The sequence below is a fragment of the Streptomyces sp. NPDC054834 genome, from assembly GCF_053611185.1.
This window is the reverse complement of the sequence record NZ_JBSGZV010000006.1, coordinates 160202-182987: the sequence shown is the minus strand read 5'-3', so window position 1 is coordinate 182987 and position 22786 is coordinate 160202. Positions and strand designations below refer to the sequence as shown.

Below are 22786 nucleotides of genomic sequence, written 5' to 3'. Positions count from 1 at the left end.
CGCTGTCGTGCAAATTCTGTGTACCGGAGGTACGCCCGCTGTAACGCTTCCGCGACGCTTCTTTCGCTTACGGTCACGGATCGGGCACCGAGCTTGACGTGTCACTGCCCTGGGGCAGACTTGGCCGGGAATAGCACATTGGATCACCGGCATCGGGTCATCGGCTTCACGGTCACCGGCGCCTATGGGGGACGCAGAAGATGAGCCAGGACGGCGCTCAGGGCCGGTACACGGGGCGGGCTCTCGCCGCCGGCCGCTACCAGCTGCGCGACTTGCTCGGCGAAGGCGGCATGGCCTCGGTGCACCTGGCGTACGACGCCGTGCTGGACCGCCAGGTCGCCATCAAGACACTGCACACCGAGCTGGCCCGGGAACAGGCCTTCCGCGAGCGCTTCCGCCGCGAGGCCCAGGCAGTGGCCAAGCTCACGCACACCAACATCGTCTCGGTCTTCGACACGGGCGAGGACTCCCTCGACGGGATGACCACGCCGTACATCGTCATGGAGTTCGTCGAGGGCCGACCGCTGGGCTCGGTCCTCGAGGAGGACGTCCGGCAGTACGGCGCGATGCCCGCCGACAAGGCGCTGAAGATCACCGCCGATGTGCTGGCAGCGCTGGAGATCAGCCACGAGATGGGCCTGGTCCACCGGGACATCAAGCCGGGCAACGTGATGATGACCAAGCGCGGTGTCGTCAAGGTCATGGACTTCGGCATCGCCCGCGCGATGCAGTCCGGGGTCACCTCGATGACGCAGACCGGCATGGTCGTCGGCACCCCGCAGTACCTGTCGCCGGAGCAGGCGCTCGGCCGTGGGGTGGACGCCCGCTCCGACCTGTACTCGGTCGGCATCATGCTGTTCCAGCTGGTCACCGGGCGGCTGCCGTTCGAGGCGGACTCGCCGCTGGCGATCGCGTACGCGCATGTGCAGGAGGAGCCGGTGGTGCCCTCCTCGATCAACCGTTCCCTGCCCCCCGCGGTGGACGCGCTGGTCAACCGTGCGCTGAAGAAGAACCCGAACGAGCGCTTCCCGACCGCCGAGTCCATGCGTGACGAGTGCCTGCGCGTCGCCGCCTCCCTCCACACGGCCGCGCCGAGCATCGTGCCCGGCGCCGGCCCGACGCAGAGCGGCGCGGGCGTCGGCTCCGCGGTGTTCCCGCCGGTCGACCAGGCGGCCCTGGCGCCCACCGGGCCCGTGCAGACGCCGTACCAGCCGACGCCGGCCCCGGCTCCGTACGGCACCCCTTCGTACGGCTATCCCCAGCAGGGCGGCTACCAGACGCCGCCGATGGCCTACGGGCAGCAGGCGCACGGCGCCCCGCCGCCGTACAACATCACGCCCCAGACCTCCGTCCAGTCCTCCGGACCGGGCGGCGGCAAGGGCAACCGGCCGGTGATCATCGGCTCGATCGCGGTGTCCCTGGTCGCGGTCGTCGGCCTGATCGTGGCACTGGTGGTGAACGCCGGCGGCAGCGACGACCCAGCCAAGGGCGGGGACTCCAGCTCCTCGGCCTCGCCGTCCCACGCGGCGGGTTACCGCGGGCCGGACACGTCGAAGACGATCGAGACGAGCGAGTGCACGGAGCCGCAGGAGTCCTACGACGACCCGGACAAGATCCAGCTCCCGGACTTCAAGTTCAAGTACATCAAGTCGGTCAAGGCGTGCTTCCAGGCCGCCGGCTGGCAGATGAAGGAAGTCAAGGTCGACGAGAACACCTACGGCGAGGGCACGGTCATGGGGCAGTTCCCCACCGCCGGCACGGACCTCACCCCGAAGGACATGCCGACGATCGAGATCAGGGTCTCGAGCGGCAACCCGGCGACCGGCTGAGCCGCTGTGCGCATCGGAAAGGGCCCGGCCTCCTGGCCGGGCCCTTCGTGCTGAGGCCGTCCAGCTGAGGCCGTCTACAGATACGGGCCGCCCGAGCGGCCGCCCGCACGGGGGTCGTCGGTGCCTTCTTGGCTCATGCCCGGCGGCAGGGCACGGCGCATCTGCTCCAGCTGGGCCCGCGCGGCCATCTGCTGGGCGAACAGGGTCGTCTGGATACCGTGGAAGAGTCCCTCCAGCCAGCCGACCAACTGGGCCTGCGCGATCCGCAGTTCCGCGTCGCTGGGGGTCACCTCGTCGGTGAACGGCAGGGAGAGCCGCTCCAGCTCCTCGACGAGCTCCGGCGCCAGGCCGTCCTCCAGCTCCTTCACCGAGCTCGCGTGGATCTCCTTGAGCCGGACCCGGCTGGCCTCGTCCAGAGGCGCCACCCGGACCTCCTCCAGCAGCTGCTTGATCATGCTGCCGATCCGCATGACCTTGGCGGGCTGCTCCACCTGCTCCGTCACCGGGAGCTCGCGGGAGCCCTCGTCCCCACCGCCGCCGAGAGCCATTCCGTCCTGGCCCACGACCAGGATCTGCGGGTTCTCCGGCGACCTATCGTTCCTCGGCATCTCCATGCCGCCATTCTCTCGCACGTGTACACCTCATCACCGTCGTGCCCCCCGGCGCCGCTGATCCACCTTTTCCACCCGCCTTAGACCCTCCGGAGTAATCCGGAATGCCTGGTTGACGGGTGAATGTGAGGCTTGTCGGCGACGGTCTTGCCGACTGGGCTCGGGAGGTCACCGACGTGACTCCATGGCTGCGCTTCACACTCCGCGTGGCACCACTGCCGTTTCTCCTCGCGGCGGTCGTGCTGCCGTACGGCGCCACCGCGTCGTACGGCGCCCAACCCACGCCCTCGGACTCCGCCACGCGCTCCCCCGGCCCCAGCCACTCCTCCTCGGCCTCCGCCAGTCCCTCCCGGGCCGGCAGCCGGGCCGGTGAAGGGCGCCGGCGGCCCGGGCGGCCGGAGGAGCCCGCCGCGGAGGTCGAGGGGGACGACGACACCGCCTCCGCCCAGGACACGGATCCGCAGGACGTGGCCCCGCAGGACGAGGCGGGGGAGGCGCAGGAGCCGCAGGACGGCGGCACGGAACCCCCCGCCGCCTCCGAGTCGCCGGGGCAGACCGATCCGGTCCCCTCCGCGCCGCCGCAGGACCCTGACCGGACCGTGGCCCAGGGCGGCGAGGACGCCGCCGAGCCCTTCGTACGGATCCTGCCGCTGGGCAGCGGACTGATCCTCATCGGGCTGGGCCTGGGGCTCGCGTTCGTGGGACTGCGGGTGCGGCGCGGTTAGGAGCCGCACCAGAGCCTGTCCTAGCTGCGCTCGGGCACCACCAGCAGCACCTTGCCGATGTGACCGCTCGCCTCCACCACCCGGTGGGCCTCGGCCGCCTCGGGCATCGGCAGCTCGCGGTCGATGACCGGCCGGACGCGGCCGCCGGCGAGCAGTGGCCAGACGTGCTCGCCTACGGCCGCGACGATGGCCGCCTTCTCACCGAGCGGACGGGCGCGCAGCGAGGTCGCGCTGATCGCGGCCCGCTTGGTGAGCAGCGCGCCCAGGTTCAGCTCCCCCTTGGCTCCGCCCTGAAGGCCGATCACGGCGATCCGGCCGTTGACGGCGAGGGCCCTGACGTTGCGGTCCAGGTACTTGGCGCCCATGTTGTCGAGGATGACGTCGGCACCCGCGCCGCCCGTGGCCTCCTTGACCTCGGCGACGAAGTCCTGCTCCCGGTAGTTGATCAGGATGTCGGCGCCCAGCTCGGCGCAGAAGTCCAGCTTCTCCTTGGTGCCGGCCGTGACGGCGACCTTGGCGCCGACCGCCTTGGCGAGCTGGATCGCCATCGTGCCGATGCCACTGGAACCGCCGTGCACGAGCAGCGTCTCACCGGGGCGCAGCTGGGCGACCATGAAGACGTTCGACCAGACGGTGCAGACCACCTCGGGCAGTCCCGCGGCCTGCTTCAGGCCGACACCCTCGGGCACGGGCAGCAGCTGCCCGGCCGGGACGGCGACCTTCTCGGCGTACCCGCCGCCCGAGAGCAGCGCGCACACCTCGTCACCGACCGACCAGCCGGACACACCGGGCCCCAGCGCGGCGACCCGGCCGGAGCACTCGAGGCCCGGGTACGCGGGCGCACCGGGAGGCGGGTCGTAGAAGCCCTGCCGTTGGAGGATGTCGGCACGGTTGACGGCGCTGGCCACCACCTCGACCAGCACTTCGCCTTCTCCGGGCACCGGATCGGGGACCTCGTCCCAGACCAGCGCCTCGGGCCCACCGGGTTCGGGAATCGTGATCGCATGCATGGCGGCGACGCTACTCCTCGCCGCGGACCGCGCGGTCGAGGGCCGCCCGGTCGTGACCGGCCCGTTCCCGGGGTTTCACGTGAAACACACCCCGATCCCGGCGGCCGCCCACGGCAGGTCGAGCAGTTCGGTCTCCTGTCCCTGACGGGCACCGCCCGGCGGTACGACCGCGAGCGCGTCGGCGGCGGCGATGCCGCGCAGCATCGCCGGGCCGTTGTAGTGCAGCGGCACGGCGTGATCACCGCGCAGCACGACGGGGATGAGCCGGGTGTCGTACGGATGCCCGTGCACCGCGTCGTTCAACGGCAGCGTGTACGGCTCGGAGGCCGGGCGCGCGGCGAGGGTCCGCAGCAGGGGCTCGGCGAGCGTGAGCAGGCCGGAGACGGCCGCGAGGGGGTTGCCGGGCAGGCCGACGAGGTGCTGCCCCTCCTTGGTGCGGGCCAGCAGCATGGGGTGGCCGGGACGCACCTTGACGCCGTCGACGAGGAGTTCGGCACCGATGCGGCGCAGGGTGGGGTGGACGTGGTCGACGGGGCCGGAAGCGGTACCGCCGGTGGTGACGATGAGGTCGGCGTCGGATGAGGTGACGGCCTTGTGCAGGGCCTTGGCGTCGTCGCCGAGCCGGCGCACCCGGGTGACCTCGGCGCCCAGGGCGCGTAGCCAGGGCGGCAGCATCGGGCCGAGCGCGTCACGGATGAGCCCGTCGTGCGGGAGGCCCTCGGTGAGCAACTCGTCGCCGAGGACGAGGACTTCCGCCCGGGGACGGGGGACGGCGGTGACCGTGTCGTATCCGGCGGCGGACGCGAGGCCCAGGACGGCGGGGGTGACCAGCGTGCCGACGGGCAGCAGTTGGTCGCCGCTGCGGCATTCCTGGCCGCGCGGGCGGATGTCCTGGCCGTGGACCGTATCGCGTGTGGGGTGCAGTCGGCCCTTGCCGTCGGTGCGGCCGTGCTCACTGCGCAGGACGGCGGTGGTGTCCGGCGGGATGCGGGCGCCGGTGGCGATCCGTACCGCCTCTCCGTCCGTCAGCGGCTCGGCGGGGCCGTGACCGGCCAGGACGCCCTCCTCCCGTACGTCCCAGGGGCCCGGGCCCGCCACGGCCCAGCCGTCCATCGCGGAGGTGTCGAAGGAGGGGAGGTCGGTGAGGGCGTTGAGGGGAGCGGCGAGGACCAGGCCGAGGGCGTCCCCGAGGGCGACGCGGACCGGGGCGCGGCGGGCACCGGACCGGGCCGCGCGGGCGGCGGTCTCGCGGGCCTGTGGCCAGGGGGAGGCCTTGTGGTGACGGTCGTCGGAGGCGTGCCCCGCCTGGGCGGCGGGCGCGGGGACCTGGCCGCCGCGGGTGGGGCCGTCTTCGGCGGGGCCGTTGTCTTCGCGGGGTTCCCTCACGAGGGCGAGCGCCTCCTCGACGTCGAGGTCGTCTGTTTCCTCGGCGTACTCGGCGTACTCGCCGGTCCGGGTGGCGCGGGCGGTCATCCGGCGTCCGGGCCTGGGGCGGGCTGGGCGGGGTTGTTCTCTTCCTCCCAGCGCAGGGCCAGTGCCGCGGCCTTCCGGGCGGCCTCGGCGACCGCCTCGGGGCCTCCCTTGCCCTGGGCCGCGGCGTAGCCGACGAGGAAGGTGGTCAGCGGTGCGGCGGGCCGGGCCACGCCGTGCGCGGCATCGCGGGCGAGGTCGAGCAGGACGCCGGTGTCGACGTCCAGTTCGATGCCCAGTTCGTCCTTGACTGCGGTGATCCATTCATCCAGCACGTGCCCATGCTCCCTGATCCGCGCCCTGGCGGCGGCGATGTCGTCCCAGGTGTCGCAGTCGAACGAAGCGACCGGGTCCGGGACGCGGGTGAGGTCCAGCGCGCCGGTCACCCGGCGCAGGGGCAGCCCACTGAGGCCGCCATGAGCGCCGGTGAGCGTCGTCAGCTCACGGCGCAGCGCGGCCGTGCGGTACGCGGCCACCAGCGGCTGGTCGCGTCCGTCCGCGTCGGTGAGCAGCGCGCCCTCGGCGGCGGTGGTGCGCAGGGCTGCCAGCAGCCGCCCTACGGTGGCCGCTTCGAGGAACGGCAGATCGGCGGAGAGCAGGACGAGGTGCTCCGCCGTGGTGTACCGCAGCCCGGCGTCGAGCGCGGCGACCGGCCCCGCGCCCGGGGGTTCCTCGCGGGCCCACCGCACCGGGCGGGCGGTGGCGCGGGGGGCGGCCACGACGACGGTCGTGGCCGCGTCGGCGCAGGCCGCGAGCACCCGGTCGAGCAGTGGGCGCCCGCCGACCCGCAGACCGGGCTTGTCGGCCCCGCCGAGCCGCCGGGCAGCGCCGCCGGCCAGCACGACGGCGTCGTACGGCAGGGCGGCCCCGGCGGCCGGGAGGTTGTCGGTCACCCTCCGAGTATGTCCTGTGCGTCCCTTCTTGCGGACACCGCGGATGTCACAGGGTGCGCAGCAGTACCGCCGGCTGTTCCACGCAGTCCGCCACGTACCGCAGGAAGCCGCCCGCCGTGCCGCCGTCGCACACCCGGTGGTCGAAGGTGAGGGAAAGCTGGACGACCTGGCGCACGGCCAGCTCGCCCTCGTGCACCCAGGGTTTGGGCACGATACGGCCGACGCCGAGCATGGCCGCCTCGGGATGGTTGATGATCGGGGTGGAGCCGTCGACGCCGAACACTCCGTAGTTGTTCAACGTGAAGGTGCCGCCGGTGAGTTCCCCGGGCGTCAGCGTCCCGGACCGGGCGGCATCGGTCAGCCGGGCGAACTCGGCGCCGAGGGACTCGGCGTCGCGCGCGTGGGCGTCCCGGACGACCGGCACGACCAGCCCGCGTTCGGTCTGCGCGGCGAACCCGAGGTGGACGTGGTCGAGTCGGACGAGCTCGCGGGCTTCGGTGTCGACGTAGGAGTTCAGCTCGGGGTACCGGGCGAGGGCCGCGGTGCAGATGCGGGCGAGCAGCGCGAGCAGGGAGATCTTCGGTCCCGTGCCCGCGTTCATCGCGGCTCGCGCGCGCATGAGCTCGGTGGCGTCCGCGTCGACCCAGCAGGTGGCGTCCGGGATCTCCCGCCGGCTGCGGGAGAGCTTGTCGGCGACGGCACCGCGGACGCCCTTGAGAGGGGTGCGGACGCCATCGCGGGCGGACGAGACGCGGGCAGGGGCTTCCTCCGGCGCGGGGGCGGGGGCGGCCTTGATCCGCAGGGCGTTCTCGACATCGGCTCGCAGGATCAGCCCGTCGGGACCGGACCCGGACAGCTGCCGCAGGTCGAGGCCGTTGTCGCGGGCGAGCCGGCGCACCAGCGGCGAGATCACGGGGACCGGGCCTTCGACGGGCGCGGCGGCGGATGACACGGGGGCGGATGACACGGGAGCGGATGACACGGGGCCGGATGGCGCCGGAGCAGAGGCCTTGGCCTTCCCGTCGGCGGCGGCCGACCGCACCCTCCGGCGCCGCGCCGGTGCTTCCGAGGTGCCGTAGCCGACCAGGACGTTGCCCGACCCCTCGGTGTTCCCGCCGTCGGCCGGGGGACCCACCGCCACCGTCAACAGTGGCGCGCCCACCGGCAGTTCCGCGCCCTCCTCGCCGAAGCGGGCGGTGACCACGCCGCCGTACGGGCAGGGGACCTCGACCACCGCCTTGGCCGTCTCGACCTCGACGACCGGCTGGTCGACGGCGACGACGTCGCCGACCTGGACCAGCCAGCGGACGATCTCCGCCTCGGTCAGCCCCTCCCCGAGGTCGGGGAGCTTGAACTCCAACACCTGTGCCATCAGCCCTCGGCCTCCCACTGAAGACGCGCCACGGCGTCCAGGATCCGGTCGACGCCGGGCAGGTGGTGCCGCTCCAGCATCGGCGGCGGGTAGGGGATGTCGAACCCGGCCACGCGCAGCACCGGCGCCTCCAGATGGTGGAAGCAGCGCTCCGTCACACGGGCCGCGATCTCCCCGCCCGGTCCGCCGAACCCGCCCGATTCGTGTACGACGACCGCGCGCCCGGTGCGCAGCACCGACGCGGCGACCGTCTCGTCGTCGAACGGCACCAGGGAGCGCAGATCGACCACTTCGAGGTCCCAGCCCTCGGCCCGGGCCGCCTCGGCGGCCTCCAGGCAGACGGGTACGGACGGCCCGTAGGTGATGAGCGTGGCACTGCGGCCCGCTCGCCGCACCACCGCGCGGCCTATCGGCTCAACGGTGCCCGGGTCCTCCGGGTTCCAGGAGTCCTTCGACCAGTACAGCCGCTTGGGTTCGAGGAAGACGACCGGGTCGTCCGAGGCGATGGCCGCGCGCAGCAGTCCGTAGGCGTCGGCGACGGTGGCGGGCGTGACGACATGGAGCCCCGGAGTCGCCATGTAGTACGCCTCGGAGGAGTCGCTGTGGTGCTCGACACCGCCGATGCCGCCGCCGTAGGGGACGCGGATGGTGATCGGCAGAGGCATCCGGCCGCGGGTGCGGTTGCGCATCCGCGAGACGTGGCTGATCAGCTGTTCGAAGGCGGGGTAGGCGAAGGCGTCGAACTGCATCTCCACGACCGGGCGCAGCCCGTACATGGCCATACCGACGGCCGTGCCGAGGATGCCCGCCTCGGCCAGCGGGGTGTCCGTGCAGCGGTCCTCGCCGAACTCCTTGGCGAGCCCGTCGGTGACCCGGAAGACACCGCCGAGGGTGCCGACGTCCTCGCCCATGACGTGCACGGCGGGGTCGGCGGCCATCGCGTCGCGCAGCGCGCGCGTGAGGGCCTGCGCCATGGTGGCGGGCTTGACGGCCACGGTGGTCATCGGTGACCGCCTTCCTGCTCGGCCTCCAGCTCGGCCCGCAGCAGGTCGCGCTGCTCCCGCAGTTGCGGGGTGGGCTCGGCGTACACGTGGGCGAAGAGGTCCATGGGGTCGAGCTCCGCGTCCCGGTTCATGCGCTCGCGCAGGTCGGCGGCCATCGCCTCGGCGTCCTCGCGCGCGGCGCGGATGCCGTCCTCGTCGAGGAGGCCGCGTTCGGTCAGTTCGCGCTCCAGCAGTTGTACGGGGTCGTGCCCGCGCCAGGTCTCGACCTCGGTGTCGCCGCGGTAGCGGGTGGCGTCGTCGGCGTTGGTGTGGGCGTCGATGCGGTACGTCACCGCCTCGACCAGGGTGGGACCGCCGCCCCCGCGCGCGTGCCGGACGGCGTCGCTGAGGACCTCGTGCACGGCGGCCGCGTCGTTGCCGTCCACCAGGCGGCCCGGCATGCCGTACCCGACGGCCTTGTGGGCCAGGGAGGGTGCGGCGGTCTGCTTGGCGAGCGGTACGGAGATGGCGAAGCCGTTGTTCTGGACCAGGAAGACGACCGGGGCCTGCCAGACGGCGGCGAAGTTCAGCGCCTCGTGGAAGTCGCCCTCGCTGGTGCCGCCGTCGCCGACCAGGGCGAGCGCGACCACGTCGTCGCCCTTGAGGCGGGCGGCGTGGGCGAGGCCGACGGCGTGCGGGAGCTGGGTGGCGAGCGGTGTGCTCAGCGGGGCGACCCGGTGCTCGTAGGGGTCGTAGCCGGTGTGCCAGTCACCGCGCAGCAGGGTGAGGGCCTCCACGGGGTCCACGCCGCGGGCCACGGCGGCGAGCGTGTCGCGGTAGCTGGGGAAGAGCCAGTCCTGTTCCCCGAGGGCGAGCGCGGCGGCGACCTCGCAGGCCTCCTGGCCGGTGCTGGAGGGGTAGACGGCGAGGCGGCCCTGCTTGGTGAGGGCGGTGGCCTGCGTGTTGTACCGGCGGCCGCGCACCAGGTGGGCGTAGAGCCGGCGCAGCAGCTCCGGGTCGGCCTCGGCGGCCGCCTCGGTGCCGAGGACGCGGTACGGATCGGGGTCGGGCAGCAGCGGTGCGGGGTCGGTGCGGGGCTGCCAAGCGGGCGGCGGCGATGGCCGGTACGTGCCCCGCTGCTCCATGACCGTCATGACGGCACCTCCTCGTGGGAGCGGCTACGGGAGGCGTGTCGTCAGTGACCCGCCTCACCTACCGATTGTTCGGTCGCCGACACATTTTGGCTACGGGCACCCCGAGGCTGTGGACAAACGGTTCTCCACACCCTGGAATGAACGCAGGACGTCCACGGTGGGAAGGCGGGGGGACATGGCATCTGAACAAATGGCCGAGAGCCCGGAGTCCGGTGCCACCCTGCCACCGCCGCGTCCGCTGGATGCCATCGACCAGGACATCCTGCGGATGCTCCAGGCGGACGGCCGCGCGTCGATACGGTCGGTCGCCGACCGGGTCCATGTCTCGCGGGCGAACGCCTACGCTCGCATCAACCGCCTCATCGAGGACGGTGTCATCCGGGGTTTCGGCGCCCGCGTCGACCACGAACGGGCGGGGCACGGCACGTCGGCCTACATCACCCTGAAGATCGTGCAGAACACCTGGCGCACCGTGCGCGAGCAGCTCAGACAGCTGCCGGGCGCCTCGCACATCGCTCTGGTGGGCGGCGACTTCGACGTCCTGCTCCTGGTGCACACGCCGGACAACAGGGCCCTGCGCGAGCTGGTGCTCACCCGGCTCCAGGCCATCCCGGAGGTGCTCAGCACCCGGACGCTGCTGGTGTTCGAGGAAGAGGACGTCGAGCCGGAGCCCTGAGCGCGGAGCCGGTGTCCGGGAATGTGTCCGTGCCGGCCTGCGTCTGTCCCAGCCGGTGTCTCAGCGTTCGCTGCGCAGCCCCGAGAAGACCAGCCGCACCACCGCGTCGGCCACTTCGCGCTCGCCCATGCCGCGGCCCTCCGGCCGGTACCACTCCACGATCGAGTTGATCATGCCGAAGACCAGCCGGGTCGCCAGGCGCACCTCCACGTCGCCGCGCACCTCCCCGTCGGCGGCCGCCGCCTTCAGCAGGTCGGCCACCCGGTGGTCGAAGTCACGCCGCCGCTCCAGCGCCCAGCGCTCGGTGGCGGTGTTCCCGCGCACGCGCAGCAGCAGCGTCACGTAGGGCAGCTCGGATATCAGTACCTCGACCATGCGCCGGACGACGTACTCCAGGCGGTCCGCGGCCCGCCCCACGCGCGCGCGGTCCTCGTCGAGGATCCCGAAGAGGCCGTCCAGCGCCCGGCTGACAGCGCGGCGCAGCAGCTCCTCCTTGCCGGTCACATGGTGGTAGATCGACGACTTGGAGATGCCGGCCGCCTTGGACAGGTGCTCCATGGAGGTGCCGTCGTAGCCGCGCTCGTTGAAGACCCGCACGGCGACCGAGAGCAGGGTCTCGGGGGTGTAGGTGTCCCGCTTGGCGGTGGTCATCAGGCGCCCTCCCGCCTCTCGGTGGCGTACGCGTGGCGGTAGAGCGCGAGGGACGGGGCATAGCGCCCGGAGGGGTCGCGCAGGTGCAGGTCGTCCAGGAGGTCGTAGGCCCAGCCGCGGCCGAGCCTGCGGCTCCACTCGAAGGGGCCTAGGGGGTAGTTGACGCCCAGGCACATCGCGGTGTCGATGTCCTCCTCGGTGGCCACGCCCTTGGCGACGGCGTCGTGCGCGAAGTCGACGATGCGGGCGACCGTGCGGGCGACGATCATGCCGGGGGCGTCCCCGATGAGGCTGACGTCCTTGCCGAGCGCCTGGAAGAGACCGGTGGCCTCCTGGAGGGTCTGCGGTGAGGTGTCCTGGGAGGCGGACAGGGCGATGCGGGTGGCCCGGCGGTAGTCGAGGGCGAGGTCGAAGTAGACGACGTCGCGGAACTCCACGGAGGTCTGGCCGTCGGCGAGGACCAGCTGGCCGCCGCTGGGCAGGACCAGGCGGGTGCCGTGGTCCTCCTCCTCCTCGCGGACCTGGATGCCCGCCTCGCGGATCAGCGTGAGCAGTTCGGCCGCCGGACCCAGGCCGCCCTCCGCGACGACGTAGGCGGGCGGCTGCGCCTTCTCCGCGGTGTGCGGCTCGGGGCGATCGCCGTCCTCGGCGTAGTCGTACCAGCCGTGGCCCGTCTTACGGCCCAGGCGGCCGGACTCGACCAGGCGGCGCTGGGCGAGCGACGGCGTGAAGCGGACGTCCTGGAAGAAGGACTGCCACACGGAGTGCGTGACGGACTCGTTGACGTCCTGCCCGATGAGGTCGGTCAGTTCGAACGCCCCCATCCGGAAGCCGCCGCACTCGCGCAGGACGGCGTCGATGGTGGCCGGGTCGGCGGCCTGGGCCTCGTAGACGGCGAAGGCCTCGGCGTAGAAGGGCCGGGCTATGCGGTTGACGATGAAGCCCGGGGTGTCGGCGCAGGCCACCGGGGTCTTGCCCCAGGCACGGGCGGTCTCGTACGCGCGCGTGGCCGAGGTGACGTCGGTGGCGAACCCGGAGACGACCTCCACCAGCGGCATCAGCGGGGCGGGGTTGAAGAAGTGCAGGCCCACGAACCGCCCGGCGCCCCGCAGTGCGCCGCCGATGGCGGTCACCGACAGGGAGGAGGTGTTGGTGGCGAGCAGGCAGTCCTCGGCGACGACGCCCTCCAGCTCGCGGAAGAGCTCCTGCTTGACGTCCAGCCGCTCCACGACGGCCTCGACGACCAGGGCGCAGTCGGCGAGCTCGGCGAGGCTCTCGGCCGGCCGGAGCCGGTCACGGGCGGCGTCCCGTTCGGCGCCGGTGAGCCGGTCCTTCGCCACGAGCCGGTCCAGCCGGGCGCCGATCGCGGCGGCCGCCTCCTGGGCGCGCCCGGGCACGGTGTCGTACAGCCGTACGGGATGGCCTGCGACCAGCGCGACCTGGGCGATGCCCTGGCCCATGGTGCCGGTGCCGACCACGGCCACGGGGCTGCTGAGGTCGAGTGCTGTCATGGGCGCGATCCTCCCGCACGGGGTTTTCCACAGATGCGGCGGACCCCCTTGTCCCGACCGATCGTTCGGTTACTCTAACTCTGTCCGGCTGTTCCCGCCCATGGTTCTGCTGTTTCTGCCCAGGTCATGAGCTCGACGGAGAGCTCTTGAGACGAGGAGTTGGTCCCGCATGGCCGCCGAACTGACCGCGCACGAGCTGATCGCCAAGCACCGGCCGACCCTCGACCAGGCGCTGAAGGCGATCCGCACACGCGCGTACTGGTCCCCGCACCCGGAGCACCCGAAGGCGTACGGCGAGAACGGCAGCCTGGACGCGGCCGCGGGCAAGGCCGCCTTCGACGCTCTCCTCGGCACCCGCGTCGACCTGGGCCAGCCCGGCACGGACGACTGGGTGGGCGCCGAGGTCTCCCCCTACGGCATCGAGCTCGGCGTCACCTACCCGCACGCGGACGTCGACACCCTGCTGCCCGCGATGCGGGCCGGGCAGGGCGCGTGGCGGGACGCGGGCGCGGAGGCCCGGGCCGTGGTCTGCCTGGAGATCCTCAAGCGGATCAGCGACCGGACGCACGAGTTCGCGCACGCGGTCATGCACACCTCCGGCCAGGCGTTCATGATGGCGTTCCAGGCCGGCGGCCCGCACGCCCAGGACCGCGGCCTGGAGGCGGTGGCGTACGCCTACGCGGAGCAGGTGCGCACCCCCGACACCGCGGAGTGGACCAAGCCGCAGGGCAAGCGCGACCCGCTGGCCCTCGTCAAGCGCTTCACGCCGGTCCCGCGCGGGACCGCGCTGCTCATCGGCTGCAACACCTTCCCGACGTGGAACGGCTACCCGGGCCTGTTCGCCTCCCTGGCCACCGGCAACGCGGTGCTGGTCAAGCCCCATCCGCGCGCGGTGCTGCCGCTCGCCCTCACCGTCCAGGTGGCCCGCCAGGTGCTCGCCGAGGCCGGCTTCGACCCGAACCTGGTCGCCCTCGCCGCCGAGCGCCCCGGCGAGGGCATCGCCAAGACGCTGGCCACCCGCCCCGAGATCAGGATCATCGACTACACGGGCTCGACGGCGTTCGGCGACTGGCTGGAGGCCAACGCCCGCCAGGCGCAGGTCTACACGGAGAAGGCCGGCGTCAACACGGTGATCGTGGAGTCGACGGCCGACTACAAGGCGATGCTCTCGAATCTGGCCTTCTCGCTGTCCCTGTACAGCGGCCAGATGTGCACCACCCCGCAGAACCTGCTCGTCCCCCGCGACGGCATCCGCACCGACCAGGGCCCCAAGTCCTACGACGAGGTGGTCGCCGACCTCGCCCGTTCGGTCGACGGCCTGCTCGGGGACGACGCGCGCGCGAACGCCCTGCTCGGCGCGATCGTCAACCCGGACGTGAAGGCCCGTCTGGAGGCCGCGGCGGGACTCGGCGAGGTCGCGCTCGCCTCCCGCGAGGTCGCCAACCCCGAGTTCCCGGGCGCGGTCGTCCGCACCCCGGTGATCGTCAAGCTGGACGGCGCGCGGAAATACTGGGAGGGGGCGGATGACGAGGCCGCCTACATGAGCGAGTGCTTCGGCCCCGTCTCCTTCGCCGTCGCCGTCGACTCGGCCGCCGACGCGGTGGAACTGCTGCGGCGCACGGTCCGCGAGAAGGGCGCGATGACGGTCGGCGCGTACACCACCGACGAGCGGGTCGAGCAGGCGATCGAGGAGGCCTGCCTGGAGGAGGCCGCCCAGCTGTCGCTCAACCTCACCGGCGGTGTGTACGTGAACCAGACCGCCGCCTTCTCCGACTTCCACGGCTCCGGCGGCAACCCGGCGGCCAACGCGGCCCTGTGCGACGGCGCCTTCGTGGCGGGCCGCTTCCGGGTGGTGGAGGTCCGCCGGGAGGTCTAGGGCCTCTTTTGTTTGGATCAGGCCGGGCTCGCGGGCCCTGGCACCGCTCCCTGATCCGGCCTGATCCAAACGAAAGACCCTAGGGCCGGCTCAGGCGGGCGCGCCCCCGGTGGCGCTCCAGTGGTACAGCGTCATGGCCACACTGGTCGCGAGGTTGTAGCTGGAGACCTGGGGGCGCATCGGCAGGGACACCAGCTGGTCGGTGCGGGCGCGCAGCTCGGCGGACAGCCCGCTGCGCTCCGAGCCGAAGGCGAGCACCGCGTCGTCCGGCAGCTTCATGCCCCGGAGGTCCTCGCCCTCCGGGTCGAGGGCGAACAGGGGGCCGGGCGGCAGTTCGGCGACGGTCAGCCGCTCCACGGCGGTCGCGAAGTGCAGCCCCGCCCCGCCGCGCACCACCGTGGGATGCCACGGGTCGAGGGTGCCCGTGGTGACGACCCCGGTTGCCCCGAAGCCGGCGGCCAGCCGGATCACGGCCCCCGCGTTTCCGAGATTGCGCGGGTTGTCGAGGACCACGACGGGCGAGCTGCGCGGGGCGTGCGCCAGCTTCTCCAGGTTGGCCGCGCGGGACGGCCGTACGGCCAGGGCGGCCACGCCTGTGGGGTGCGGACGCGGCACCAGGGTGGCGTACGTCGCCTCCGGCACCTCGGCCAGGAGGGTGTCCAGCGTGTCCCGGACGTCCGGGGCCAGCTCGTCGGCGAGGGCGAGTGCCGCCGACCGGTCGGTGGCGACCGCGACCGGTACCTCGGCCCCGAAGCGCACCGCGTGCTTGAGGGCGTGGAAGCCGTCGAGCAGCACACAGGCGGCGGCGCGCTCGCGCCAGCGGGTCACGGGGCCGGTCATGCCCCGAAGCCTACGCGGGCGGTCTCACTGTCCTCCGACGAGCGCGGCGGGGGCAGATCCCGGCCGCCGCGCCGCATCAGCCGCTCACGCGCGCGTGCCGCCCAGCCACCGAGCCGGAGCAGGAAGGACGTCGGCAGGAACACCGAGTCCGCGGCGATCATCGCCAGCGAGAAGAAGGGCAGCCCGAGGACGACCGCGATCACGGCGTGCTCGGTCATCATCACGGCCAGCAGCACGTTCTTGACCCGCCGGTTGAACAGCGTGAACGGGAAGGCGACCTGCGCGACGACCGTCCCGTACGTCACCAGCATGAGCAGGGTGCCGTTGGCCGACAGCAGGTCGGCGAGGGCGGGCCAGGGCGAGAAGTAGTCCAGGTGCAGCGGGTAGTAGACGGCCGTGCCGTCCTGCCAGCGCGAGCCCTGGATCTTGTACCAGCCGGCCGTGGCGTAGATCAGGCAGGCCTCCGCCATGATCACGAAGAGGGCGCCGTTGTGCACGATGTTGGCGACCACGTCCAGCAGGATCCGGGGCTCCGCCGAGCGCGCCCGGCGCCCCACCACCCACCACAGGCCCTGAGCCAGCCAGACCGTCCACAGCAGCACGGGGACGAACAGATCGCTGTGCAGGCTGCCGGTCAGAGTCACCACGGCCAGCGCGAGACCGAGCGCCCCCCACAGCACAGGGCCGACCCGGTCGGTGACCCGCTCCCCGCGCGCGCGTGCCGCCGCCGCGCGCCCGGCCCGCCGGGCGTCCAAGGACCACACCTGGCCGCAGCGGGTGAACACCAGGTAGATCGACATCAGGTGCAGGACGTTGTCGCCGCCGTCGCCCACGAAGATGCTGCGGTTCTGGAGGGAAAGCACGCCGACCATGAACAGCACGGACGCCGTGCGGGTGCGCCAGCCCAGCAGGAGCAGGGCGCTCGCGACGAGGGCGAGCGCGTAGAACGCCTCGAACCAGGCCCGCCCGTCCGTCCACATCAGAGCCGAGAAGGCGCCGTTGTCCGAGGTCAGGCGGCGGGCCATGGCCCAGCTCCAGGGGCCGTCGGGGCCGTAGAGCTGCTCGCGGTGGGGGAACTCGCGCAGCAGGAACAGCAGCCAGGTCCCGGCGGAGCCGATGCGGATCACGGCGGACTGGTAGGGGCCGAGGGCCGACTCGGTGACGCGGGCGACAGCGCGGGAGACCGACAGCGCGAGACGGTTCACCGCACACCTCCCGCGGCCTCGTCGTGCGTCACCGTCCACCAGGGCAGCAGCCGGTAGACCGGGGTGTCGGAGACCTGCTCGTGGCTCCACTCGGGCGGCGGCACGTTGGTCGTGCGGGAGCGGACCTGCACACGGTCGATGACGCTCTTCCGGCCGATGCCGTCCTCGGCGTACAGACGCCGGACCGCGATGCGGCGCAGGTACTCCTCGGAGAGTGAGCCGCGCATGCCCACCGGGCGGTTGTCGGCGCCGTGCGTGGAGACGAAGAAGTCCCAGGCCCGGCGCAGCTCGTTCTGCTGGGTGTGGCTGGGCAGCAGACTGCCGTCTATCGCCTCGCCGTCCTGCGCCGACAGGTCGTACCAGCCGGTGGCCGTGACCGTGCCGTCAGCCGCCCGGACCTCGGCACGGACCTGCACCGCGATGTTCTGCTGAAGCGGATTCGGGGCGAACAGCTTCCAGTTCTGCTCGAACTCCGGGTAGATCCACTCGTCGATCGCCCGGCCGTGCTGCTTCGTCACCGTGTTCGCCGGCGCGACGTGCAGGAACACCATGCCGAGATGCACGCAGGCGGCCACCGCGACGACCGCCACCGCGAGGGCGGCACCGACCTGGTAGCGGAGGGAGAGCGCGGCCAGGCCGGTGCGCGGGCTGTTCTCCTGTCCCTTCCGCTCCTCGACGGGCCCGCCGGTGGCGTCCGGTCCGGGCCGGTGACGCGTCCCGCCCGAGCCGTCAGGCCCCGGCGGGGCCGTCGAGTCCTCGTCGTACGCGTCCATTCCGCCCCGTTTCCCTGTCACCGCCGTATGGCCCACGGACACCGCACGGCTCGTCGGCGCCCGCACGGAACGGTACTCAGCCTCACCCGTCCGGCGCAGCCCCGAGGCACTGCCGATGCGGTACGGCACGGCGGGGGACAGGGTGACGAGCGAGGTTGTCCACAGGCTGTGGGAGTGATTGTCCACAGCGGTTGACACCTCGCGGCGACTCGCCCCACCATTGAATCCACACGGACCGAACGATCGGTCGGGAGAGTGCTCCAGCAGAGCCCAAGGTCAGGGGGACCGCATGGCCACAGCAGCCGCGCAGCGCACCGTCGGCACGGAGGAGTACGAGCGCGCCTTCGACGCCGCCGTGGCCGCGGACGAGCGCATCGAGCCGCGCGACTGGATGCCCGACGCCTACCGCGCGACCCTGGTCAGGCAGATCGCCCAGCACGCCCACTCCGAGATCATCGGCATGCAGCCGGAGGCCAACTGGATCACGCGTGCTCCCTCGCTGCGCCGCAAGGCCATCCTCATGGCCAAGGTCCAGGACGAGGCGGGCCACGGGCTGTACCTGTACAGCGCCGCCGAGACCCTCGGCACCAGCCGGGAGGAACTCCTCGACAAACTGCACAGCGGCCGTCAGAAGTACTCCTCGATCTTCAACTACCCCACCCTGACCTGGGCCGACGTCGGCGCGATCGGCTGGCTGGTGGACGGCGCCGCCATCACCAACCAGGTCCCCCTGTGCCGCTGCTCATACGGGCCGTACGCGCGCGCGATGATCCGCGTCTGCAAGGAGGAGTCCTTCCACCAGCGCCAGGGGTACGAGCTGCTGCTCGCCCTCAGCCGCGGCACGCCGGAGCAGCACGCGATGGCGCAGGACGCCGTGGACCGCTGGTGGTGGCCGTCCCTGATGATGTTCGGCCCGCCCGACGACGCCTCGCGGCACTCCGCGCAGTCGATGGCGTGGAAGATCAAGCGCCACTCCAACGACGAGCTGCGCCAGCGCTTCGTCGACATCTGCGTCCCGCAGGCCGAGTCGCTGGGCCTGACCCTGCCGGACCCGGACCTGAAGTGGAACGAGGAGCGCGGGCACCACGACTTCGGCGCCATCGACTGGGCGGAGTTCCAGGAGATCCTCAAGGGCAACGGCCCGTGCAACGAACAGCGCATCACCCAGCGCCGCCGCGCACACGACGAGGGCGCGTGGGTACGGGAGGCGGCCGCGGCGTACGCGGCCAAGCACACCGGTGAGAAGCACACCGGTGGGACAGGAGCGAGCCGAGCATGACCACCACCGACTGGCCCCTGTGGGAGGTCTTCGTGCGCTCCCGCCGCGGGCTCTCCCACACCCACGCCGGCAGCCTGCACGCCCCGGACGCGGAGCTGGCCCTGCGCAACGCCCGCGATCTGTACACCCGGCGCGGCGAGGGCGTCTCCATATGGGTCGTCCCCGCGTCCGCGATCACGGCGTCCTCCCCCGACGAGAAGGACCCGTTCTTCGAACCGGCCGCCGACAAGCCGTACCGGCACCCGACCTTCTACGAGATCCCGGAAGGGGTGAAGCACCTGTGACGGCGACCACCGTGCCCATGACGGCCGCCCTCGCCCTCGGCGACGACGCCCTGGTGCTCTCCCACCGCCTGGGCGAATGGGCGGGCCACGCGCCCGTCCTCGAGGAGGAGGTCGCCCTCGCCAACATCGCGCTGGACCTGCTGGGACAGGCCCGGGGCCTGCTGTCGATGGCCGGGGACGAGGACGAACTGGCGTATCTGCGCGAGGAGCGTGCCTTCACCAACCTCCAGCTCGTGGAGCAGCCGAACGGCGACTTCGCGCACACCATCGCCCGCCAGCTGTACTTCTCCACCTACCAGCACCTGCTCTACGGCGAACTGGCCGCCGGGGACAGCCCGTTCGCTCCGCTCGCGGCGAAGGCCGTCAAGGAGGTCGCCTACCACCGCGACCACGCCGAGCAGTGGACCCTGCGGCTCGGCGACGGCACGGAGGCCAGTCACGAGCGGATGCGACGGGCGTGCGCGGCTCTGTGGCGGTTCACCGGGGAGATGTTCCAGCCGGTGGAGGGCCTGGACGTCGGCCGGGCGGCCCTGGAGACGGTCTGGCTGGAGTCGGTCGGGGACGTGCTGCGCCGGGCCACCCTGACGGTCCCCGAGGGACCGCGGACCGGGGCGTGGTCGGCGGGCGCAGGCCGCCAGGGACTGCACACCGAGCCGTTCGGGCGGATGCTCGCCGAGATGCAGCACCTGCACCGCAGCCATCCGGGGGCGTCATGGTGACCGCGACGACTCCCCTGGAGACCGAGCTGCTCCGCCTCGCGGGCTCCGTCCCCGACCCCGAGCTGCCCGTGCTCACCCTTCAGGAGCTGGGCGTGGTGCGCGCGGTGCGGGTGCGCGGCACGGACGCCGTGGACGTCGAGCTGACGCCGACCTACACCGGCTGCCCGGCGATCGAGGCGATGTCCCTGGACATAGAGCGGGTGCTGCGCGAGCACGGCATGCGGAAGGTCACCGTGCGCACGGTGCTCACGCCCGCCTGGTCGACGGACGACATCTCCGACGAAGGGCGGCGCAAGCTGCGGGAGTTCGGGATAGCGCCCCCGCGCGTGCGACGGGACGCCGGACCGGTGGCCCTGGAGCTGGGGCCGACCCGCACCCGCACCGGCCGGCCCGACGCGACCGGCGTGACCCACGCGACCGACCCCGTCCGCTGCCCGAACTGCGGATCCGCCGACACCGAGCTGCTGAGCCGGTTCTCGTCCACCGCCTGCAAGGCGCTGCGGCGCTGTCTGGCCTGCCGGGAACCGTTCGACCACTTCAAGGAGCTGTGATGGCCCGCTTCCACCCGCTCCCGGTGGCCGCGGTCGACCGGCTCACCGAGGACTCCGTGGCCCTCACCTTCACCGTCCCGCCCGAGCTCCGCGAGGAGTACCGGCACGCGCCGGGCCAGCACCTCGCGCTGCGGCGCCGGGCCGACGGGGTCGAGATACGGCGGACGTACTCGATCTGCTCGCCGGCGCCCGAGCCCGGCGGCGAGGGGCCGCGCACCCTGAAGGTCGGGGTACGGCTGGTCGAGGCCGGGGCGTTCTCGACATACGCGCTGAAGGAGGTGAACGTCGGGGACGAACTGGAGGTGATGACCCCGGCCGGTCGGTTCACCCTCGAACCCGCGCCCGGCCTGTACGCCGCGATCGTGGGCGGCAGCGGGATCACCCCGGTGCTGTCGATCGTCTCCACACTGCTGGCGCGCGAGCCCCGCGCCCGGTTCTGCCTGATACGCGGCGACCGCACGGCCGCCTCCACCATGTTCCTGGAGGAGGTCGCCGACCTGAAGGACCGTTATCCGGAGCGGTTGCAGCTGGTGACCGTGCTGTCCCGGGAGGAGCAGCAGGCGGGGCTGCCGTCCGGGCGGCTGGATCAGGAGCGGCTGACGGGACTGCTGCCGGCGCTGTTGCCGGTGGGCGACGTGGCAGGCTGGTTCCTGTGCGGGCCATACGGGCTGGTGCAGGGCGCGGAGCGGGCGCTGCGCGGGCTCGGGGTGGACCGGACCCGGATCCACGAGGAGATCTTCCACGTGGACGCGGGCGCCGCGCCGGCGACGGTCACCGTGGCTCCCGAGCACAGCACCGTGACCGCCCGGCTCGACGGGCGCGGCGGGACCTGGCCGGTCCGGGACGGCGAATCACTCCTGGAGACGGTGCTGCGCAACCGGCCCGACGCGCCCTACGCCTGCAAGGGCGGGGTGTGCGGAACATGCCGGGCCTTCCTGGTCGCGGGCGAGGTGCGCATGGACCGCAACTTCGCGCTGGAGGCGGAGGAGACGGAGGCCGGGTACGTGCTGGCCTGCCAGTCGCACCCGGTGACGGAGAAGGTGGAGCTGGACTTCGACCGCTGAAGCATCGGCCGGCGCCGACCGCGCCGTTCCCTCGAAGCACCATTCCCTCGAAGCACCGTTCCCTTCTTCTAGAACATGTTCTATCTTGACGGACCGTCAGTTCAGCACCGTCATACGGACGGATCCGCCGGGAGGACAGGACCGTGGACTTCACCTTCACCGAGGAGCAGTTGGCGGCGGCCGAGGCGGCCAGGGGGGTGTTCGCCGGGATCGCGCCGGACGCGGTACCGAGCCCCGCACTGACCACGGGCGCCGTGGCCGAGGACTTCGACCGGACGCTGTGGGCCAGGCTCGCCGACGCGGACCTGCTGAGCCTGCTGCTCGACGCCGAGTACGGCGGCGCGGGCCTGGACGCCATCGCGCTGTGCCTGGTGCTGCGGGAGTCCGCGACGGTGCTGGCGCGGGTGCCGCTGCTGGAGAGCAGCGCGGCGGCGGCGGCCGTACAGGCCTACGGCAGCGAGGAGTTGAGGGCCGGGCTGCTGCCGCGTGCCGGGCGGGGCGAGCTCGTGCTCACCGTCGCGGCGCACGGACGCACCGGTCACGACCCGGCCGAACTCGCCGTGAACGCACGGCGGGACGGCGAGGCATGGGTGCTGGACGGGGTGCAGACCGGGGTGGCGTGGGCGTACGGCGCCGACCTCATCGTCGTACCGGCGCACACCGATGCCGACCGGACCGTCCTCGCGCTGGTCCCCCGCGGCCATGATGGTGTCGTGCTCGCCGAGCAGGTCTCCACCTCCGGGGAGCGGCTGGGCGAGCTGCGTCTGCGGTCCGCGCGGATCACGGCCGGGGACGTCATCGAGGCCGACGGCGCCTGGGAGTGGCTGCGCGCGCTGCTGGCCACCGGGACGTGCGCGCTCGCGCTCGGGCTGGGCGAGCGGGTGCTGCGGATGACCAGCGACTACACCGGCAAGCGTGAGCAGTTCGGCCACCCGATCGCGACCTTCCAGGCGGTCGCCGTGCAGTCCGCCGACCGGTACATCGACCTGCGGGCCATGGAGGCCACGCTGTGGCAGGCCGCATGGCGCATCGCCTCGGGCGCGCCGGGCACGCTGCCCGCCGCCGGGGACGTGGCCGTGGCGAAGATCTGGGCCGCGGAGGGCGTACGGCGGGTCGTGCAGACCGCGCAGCATCTGCACGGCGGGTTCGGCGCCGACACCGACTACCCCCTGCACCGGTACCACGCCTGGGCCAAGCAGCTGGAGCTGTCGCTCGGCCCGGCGGCGGCGTACGAGGAGACGCTGGGGGACCTGCTGGCCGCCCATCCCCTGGGCTGACCCGGACCGGCCCACGGACCCGTGGAGGTGAAC

General features: G+C 72.6%; 22 protein-coding genes. 10 read left to right on the top strand and 12 right to left on the bottom strand.

Features of this window, described 5'->3' with window-relative positions:
• Positions 1-200 precede the first annotated feature (200 nt).
• Complete coding sequence (locus tag ACWGJM_RS11240; protein WP_453411382.1) at positions 201-1829, top strand: protein kinase domain-containing protein; 1629 nt, start codon at positions 201-203, stop codon at positions 1827-1829.
• A 74-nt stretch (positions 1830-1903) separates the two neighbouring features.
• Here ACWGJM_RS11240 and ACWGJM_RS11235 read toward each other — a convergent pair whose 3' ends face one another.
• Entirely contained in the window at positions 1904-2443 is a 540-nt protein-coding gene (locus ACWGJM_RS11235; RefSeq protein WP_453411381.1) for a bacterial proteasome activator family protein, read from the bottom strand.
• A gap of 116 nt (positions 2444-2559) precedes the next feature.
• On the opposite strand from ACWGJM_RS11235, the gene ACWGJM_RS11230 reads away from it, so the two are divergent.
• Entirely contained in the window at positions 2560-3165 is a 606-nt protein-coding gene (locus ACWGJM_RS11230; protein WP_453411380.1) for a hypothetical protein, read from the top strand.
• A 20-nt stretch (positions 3166-3185) separates the two neighbouring features.
• On the opposite strand, the gene ACWGJM_RS11225 is transcribed toward ACWGJM_RS11230, so the two are convergent.
• The 6 genes from ACWGJM_RS11225 to pdhA form a co-directional block, all read right to left on the bottom strand.
• Positions 3186-4175 (bottom strand): NAD(P)H-quinone oxidoreductase, encoded by a 990-nt coding sequence (locus ACWGJM_RS11225; RefSeq protein WP_453411379.1) that lies wholly within the window; start codon positions 4173-4175, stop codon positions 3186-3188.
• 75 nt (positions 4176-4250) lie between these two features.
• The gene (locus tag ACWGJM_RS11220) at positions 4251-5648 is read right to left on the bottom strand and encodes a molybdopterin molybdotransferase MoeA (protein ID WP_453411378.1); all 1398 of its coding nucleotides are present in this window, start codon (positions 5646-5648) and stop codon (positions 4251-4253) included.
• Positions 5645-6538 (bottom strand): NTP transferase domain-containing protein, encoded by an 894-nt coding sequence (locus tag ACWGJM_RS11215; protein ID WP_453411377.1) that lies wholly within the window; start codon positions 6536-6538, stop codon positions 5645-5647. Before ACWGJM_RS11215 ends, ACWGJM_RS11220 begins: the two co-directional genes overlap by 4 nt.
• A 46-nt stretch (positions 6539-6584) precedes the next feature.
• On the bottom strand, positions 6585-7910 hold the full coding sequence (locus ACWGJM_RS11210; protein ID WP_453411376.1) for a dihydrolipoamide acetyltransferase family protein: 1326 nt from the start codon (positions 7908-7910) through the stop codon (positions 6585-6587).
• Positions 7910-8914: an alpha-ketoacid dehydrogenase subunit beta gene (locus ACWGJM_RS11205; protein WP_453411375.1), complete on the bottom strand. Its 1005-nt coding sequence runs from the start codon at positions 8912-8914 to the stop codon at positions 7910-7912. Before ACWGJM_RS11205 ends, ACWGJM_RS11210 begins: the two co-directional genes overlap by 1 nt.
• Positions 8911-10047 (bottom strand): pyruvate dehydrogenase (acetyl-transferring) E1 component subunit alpha, encoded by a 1137-nt coding sequence (gene pdhA, locus ACWGJM_RS11200; protein WP_453411374.1) that lies wholly within the window; start codon positions 10045-10047, stop codon positions 8911-8913. Before pdhA ends, ACWGJM_RS11205 begins: the two co-directional genes overlap by 4 nt.
• A gap of 190 nt (positions 10048-10237) precedes the next feature.
• On the opposite strand from pdhA, the gene ACWGJM_RS11195 reads away from it, so the two are divergent.
• Positions 10238-10723, top strand: a complete 486-nt coding sequence (locus ACWGJM_RS11195) for an Lrp/AsnC family transcriptional regulator (RefSeq protein ID WP_453411506.1) — start codon at positions 10238-10240, stop codon at positions 10721-10723.
• Between the two features lie 60 nt (positions 10724-10783).
• Here ACWGJM_RS11195 and ACWGJM_RS11190 read toward each other — a convergent pair whose 3' ends face one another.
• Complete coding sequence (locus tag ACWGJM_RS11190; protein WP_453411373.1) at positions 10784-11374, bottom strand: TetR/AcrR family transcriptional regulator; 591 nt, start codon at positions 11372-11374, stop codon at positions 10784-10786.
• Positions 11374-12885: a 3-hydroxyacyl-CoA dehydrogenase gene (locus ACWGJM_RS11185; RefSeq protein ID WP_453411372.1), complete on the bottom strand. Its 1512-nt coding sequence runs from the start codon at positions 12883-12885 to the stop codon at positions 11374-11376. Before ACWGJM_RS11185 ends, ACWGJM_RS11190 begins: the two co-directional genes overlap by 1 nt.
• 169 nt (positions 12886-13054) lie before the next feature.
• On the opposite strand from ACWGJM_RS11185, the gene paaN reads away from it, so the two are divergent.
• On the top strand, positions 13055-14761 hold the full coding sequence (paaN, locus tag ACWGJM_RS11180; protein WP_453411371.1) for a phenylacetic acid degradation protein PaaN: 1707 nt from the start codon (positions 13055-13057) through the stop codon (positions 14759-14761).
• Positions 14762-14851: 90 nt separating this feature from the next.
• Here paaN and ACWGJM_RS11175 read toward each other — a convergent pair whose 3' ends face one another.
• Genes ACWGJM_RS11175 through ACWGJM_RS11165 form a run of 3 tightly spaced genes read right to left on the bottom strand, consistent with a single transcriptional unit; the run spans position 14852 to position 17579 of the window.
• Positions 14852-15601 (bottom strand): TrmH family RNA methyltransferase, encoded by a 750-nt coding sequence (locus ACWGJM_RS11175; protein WP_453411370.1) that lies wholly within the window; start codon positions 15599-15601, stop codon positions 14852-14854.
• Positions 15598-16806, bottom strand: a complete 1209-nt coding sequence (locus ACWGJM_RS11170) for an HTTM domain-containing protein (protein ID WP_453411369.1) — start codon at positions 16804-16806, stop codon at positions 15598-15600. Before ACWGJM_RS11170 ends, ACWGJM_RS11175 begins: the two co-directional genes overlap by 4 nt.
• Positions 16803-17579, bottom strand: a complete 777-nt coding sequence (locus tag ACWGJM_RS11165; RefSeq protein WP_453411505.1) for a DUF5819 family protein — start codon at positions 17577-17579, stop codon at positions 16803-16805. Before ACWGJM_RS11165 ends, ACWGJM_RS11170 begins: the two co-directional genes overlap by 4 nt.
• A 289-nt stretch (positions 17580-17868) precedes the next feature.
• Here ACWGJM_RS11165 and paaA point away from each other — a divergent pair, with 289 nt between their 5' ends.
• The 6 genes from paaA (at position 17869) to ACWGJM_RS11135 (ending at position 22753) form a co-directional block, all read left to right on the top strand.
• On the top strand, positions 17869-18858 hold the full coding sequence (paaA, locus tag ACWGJM_RS11160) for a 1,2-phenylacetyl-CoA epoxidase subunit PaaA (RefSeq protein WP_453411368.1): 990 nt from the start codon (positions 17869-17871) through the stop codon (positions 18856-18858).
• Positions 18855-19142, top strand: a complete 288-nt coding sequence (paaB, locus tag ACWGJM_RS11155; RefSeq protein ID WP_355929675.1) for a 1,2-phenylacetyl-CoA epoxidase subunit PaaB — start codon at positions 18855-18857, stop codon at positions 19140-19142. The genes paaA and paaB overlap by 4 nt, the downstream gene beginning before the upstream one ends.
• 17 nt (positions 19143-19159) lie before the next feature.
• The gene (paaC, locus tag ACWGJM_RS11150) at positions 19160-19861 is read left to right on the top strand and encodes a 1,2-phenylacetyl-CoA epoxidase subunit PaaC (protein ID WP_453411504.1); all 702 of its coding nucleotides are present in this window, start codon (positions 19160-19162) and stop codon (positions 19859-19861) included.
• Positions 19855-20412 carry a 1,2-phenylacetyl-CoA epoxidase subunit PaaD gene (gene paaD / locus ACWGJM_RS11145; protein ID WP_453411367.1) on the top strand — a complete coding sequence of 186 codons (558 nt, stop codon included), beginning with the start codon at positions 19855-19857 and terminating at the stop codon, positions 20410-20412. Before paaC ends, paaD begins: the two co-directional genes overlap by 7 nt.
• On the top strand, positions 20412-21476 hold the full coding sequence (locus ACWGJM_RS11140; RefSeq protein WP_453411366.1) for a 2Fe-2S iron-sulfur cluster-binding protein: 1065 nt from the start codon (positions 20412-20414) through the stop codon (positions 21474-21476). The genes paaD and ACWGJM_RS11140 overlap by 1 nt, the downstream gene beginning before the upstream one ends.
• Before the next feature lie 143 nt (positions 21477-21619).
• Positions 21620-22753: an acyl-CoA dehydrogenase family protein gene (locus ACWGJM_RS11135; RefSeq protein WP_453411365.1), complete on the top strand. Its 1134-nt coding sequence runs from the start codon at positions 21620-21622 to the stop codon at positions 22751-22753.
• Positions 22754-22786: the final 33 nt, after the last annotated feature.

What these genes read in the sequence shown, in the direction of transcription:
- ACWGJM_RS11240 (WP_453411382.1), top strand. Translation starts at nt 201, where the DNA reads ATGAGCCAGGACGGCGCTCAGGGCCGGTACACGGGGCGGGCTCTCGCC.
- ACWGJM_RS11235 (WP_453411381.1), bottom strand. Translation starts at nt 2,443, where the DNA reads ATGGAGATGCCGAGGAACGATAGGTCGCCGGAGAACCCGCAGATCCTG.
- ACWGJM_RS11225 (WP_453411379.1), bottom strand. Translation starts at nt 4,175, where the DNA reads ATGCATGCGATCACGATTCCCGAACCCGGTGGGCCCGAGGCGCTGGTC.
- ACWGJM_RS11220 (WP_453411378.1), bottom strand. Translation starts at nt 5,648, where the DNA reads ATGACCGCCCGCGCCACCCGGACCGGCGAGTACGCCGAGTACGCCGAG.
- ACWGJM_RS11210 (WP_453411376.1), bottom strand. Translation starts at nt 7,910, where the DNA reads ATGGCACAGGTGTTGGAGTTCAAGCTCCCCGACCTCGGGGAGGGGCTG.
- ACWGJM_RS11205 (WP_453411375.1), bottom strand. Translation starts at nt 8,914, where the DNA reads ATGACCACCGTGGCCGTCAAGCCCGCCACCATGGCGCAGGCCCTCACG.
- pdhA (WP_453411374.1), bottom strand. Translation starts at nt 10,047, where the DNA reads ATGACGGTCATGGAGCAGCGGGGCACGTACCGGCCATCGCCGCCGCCC.
- ACWGJM_RS11195 (WP_453411506.1), top strand. Translation starts at nt 10,238, where the DNA reads ATGGCCGAGAGCCCGGAGTCCGGTGCCACCCTGCCACCGCCGCGTCCG.
- ACWGJM_RS11190 (WP_453411373.1), bottom strand. Translation starts at nt 11,374, where the DNA reads ATGACCACCGCCAAGCGGGACACCTACACCCCCGAGACCCTGCTCTCG.
- ACWGJM_RS11185 (WP_453411372.1), bottom strand. Translation starts at nt 12,885, where the DNA reads ATGACAGCACTCGACCTCAGCAGCCCCGTGGCCGTGGTCGGCACCGGC.
- paaN (WP_453411371.1), top strand. Translation starts at nt 13,055, where the DNA reads ATGGCCGCCGAACTGACCGCGCACGAGCTGATCGCCAAGCACCGGCCG.
- ACWGJM_RS11175 (WP_453411370.1), bottom strand. Translation starts at nt 15,601, where the DNA reads ATGACCGGCCCCGTGACCCGCTGGCGCGAGCGCGCCGCCGCCTGTGTG.
- ACWGJM_RS11165 (WP_453411505.1), bottom strand. Translation starts at nt 17,579, where the DNA reads ATGGACGCGTACGACGAGGACTCGACGGCCCCGCCGGGGCCTGACGGC.
- paaA (WP_453411368.1), top strand. Translation starts at nt 17,869, where the DNA reads ATGGCCACAGCAGCCGCGCAGCGCACCGTCGGCACGGAGGAGTACGAG.
- paaB (WP_355929675.1), top strand. Translation starts at nt 18,855, where the DNA reads ATGACCACCACCGACTGGCCCCTGTGGGAGGTCTTCGTGCGCTCCCGC.
- paaC (WP_453411504.1), top strand. Translation starts at nt 19,160, where the DNA reads ATGACGGCCGCCCTCGCCCTCGGCGACGACGCCCTGGTGCTCTCCCAC.
- paaD (WP_453411367.1), top strand. Translation starts at nt 19,855, where the DNA reads ATGGTGACCGCGACGACTCCCCTGGAGACCGAGCTGCTCCGCCTCGCG.
- ACWGJM_RS11140 (WP_453411366.1), top strand. Translation starts at nt 20,412, where the DNA reads ATGGCCCGCTTCCACCCGCTCCCGGTGGCCGCGGTCGACCGGCTCACC.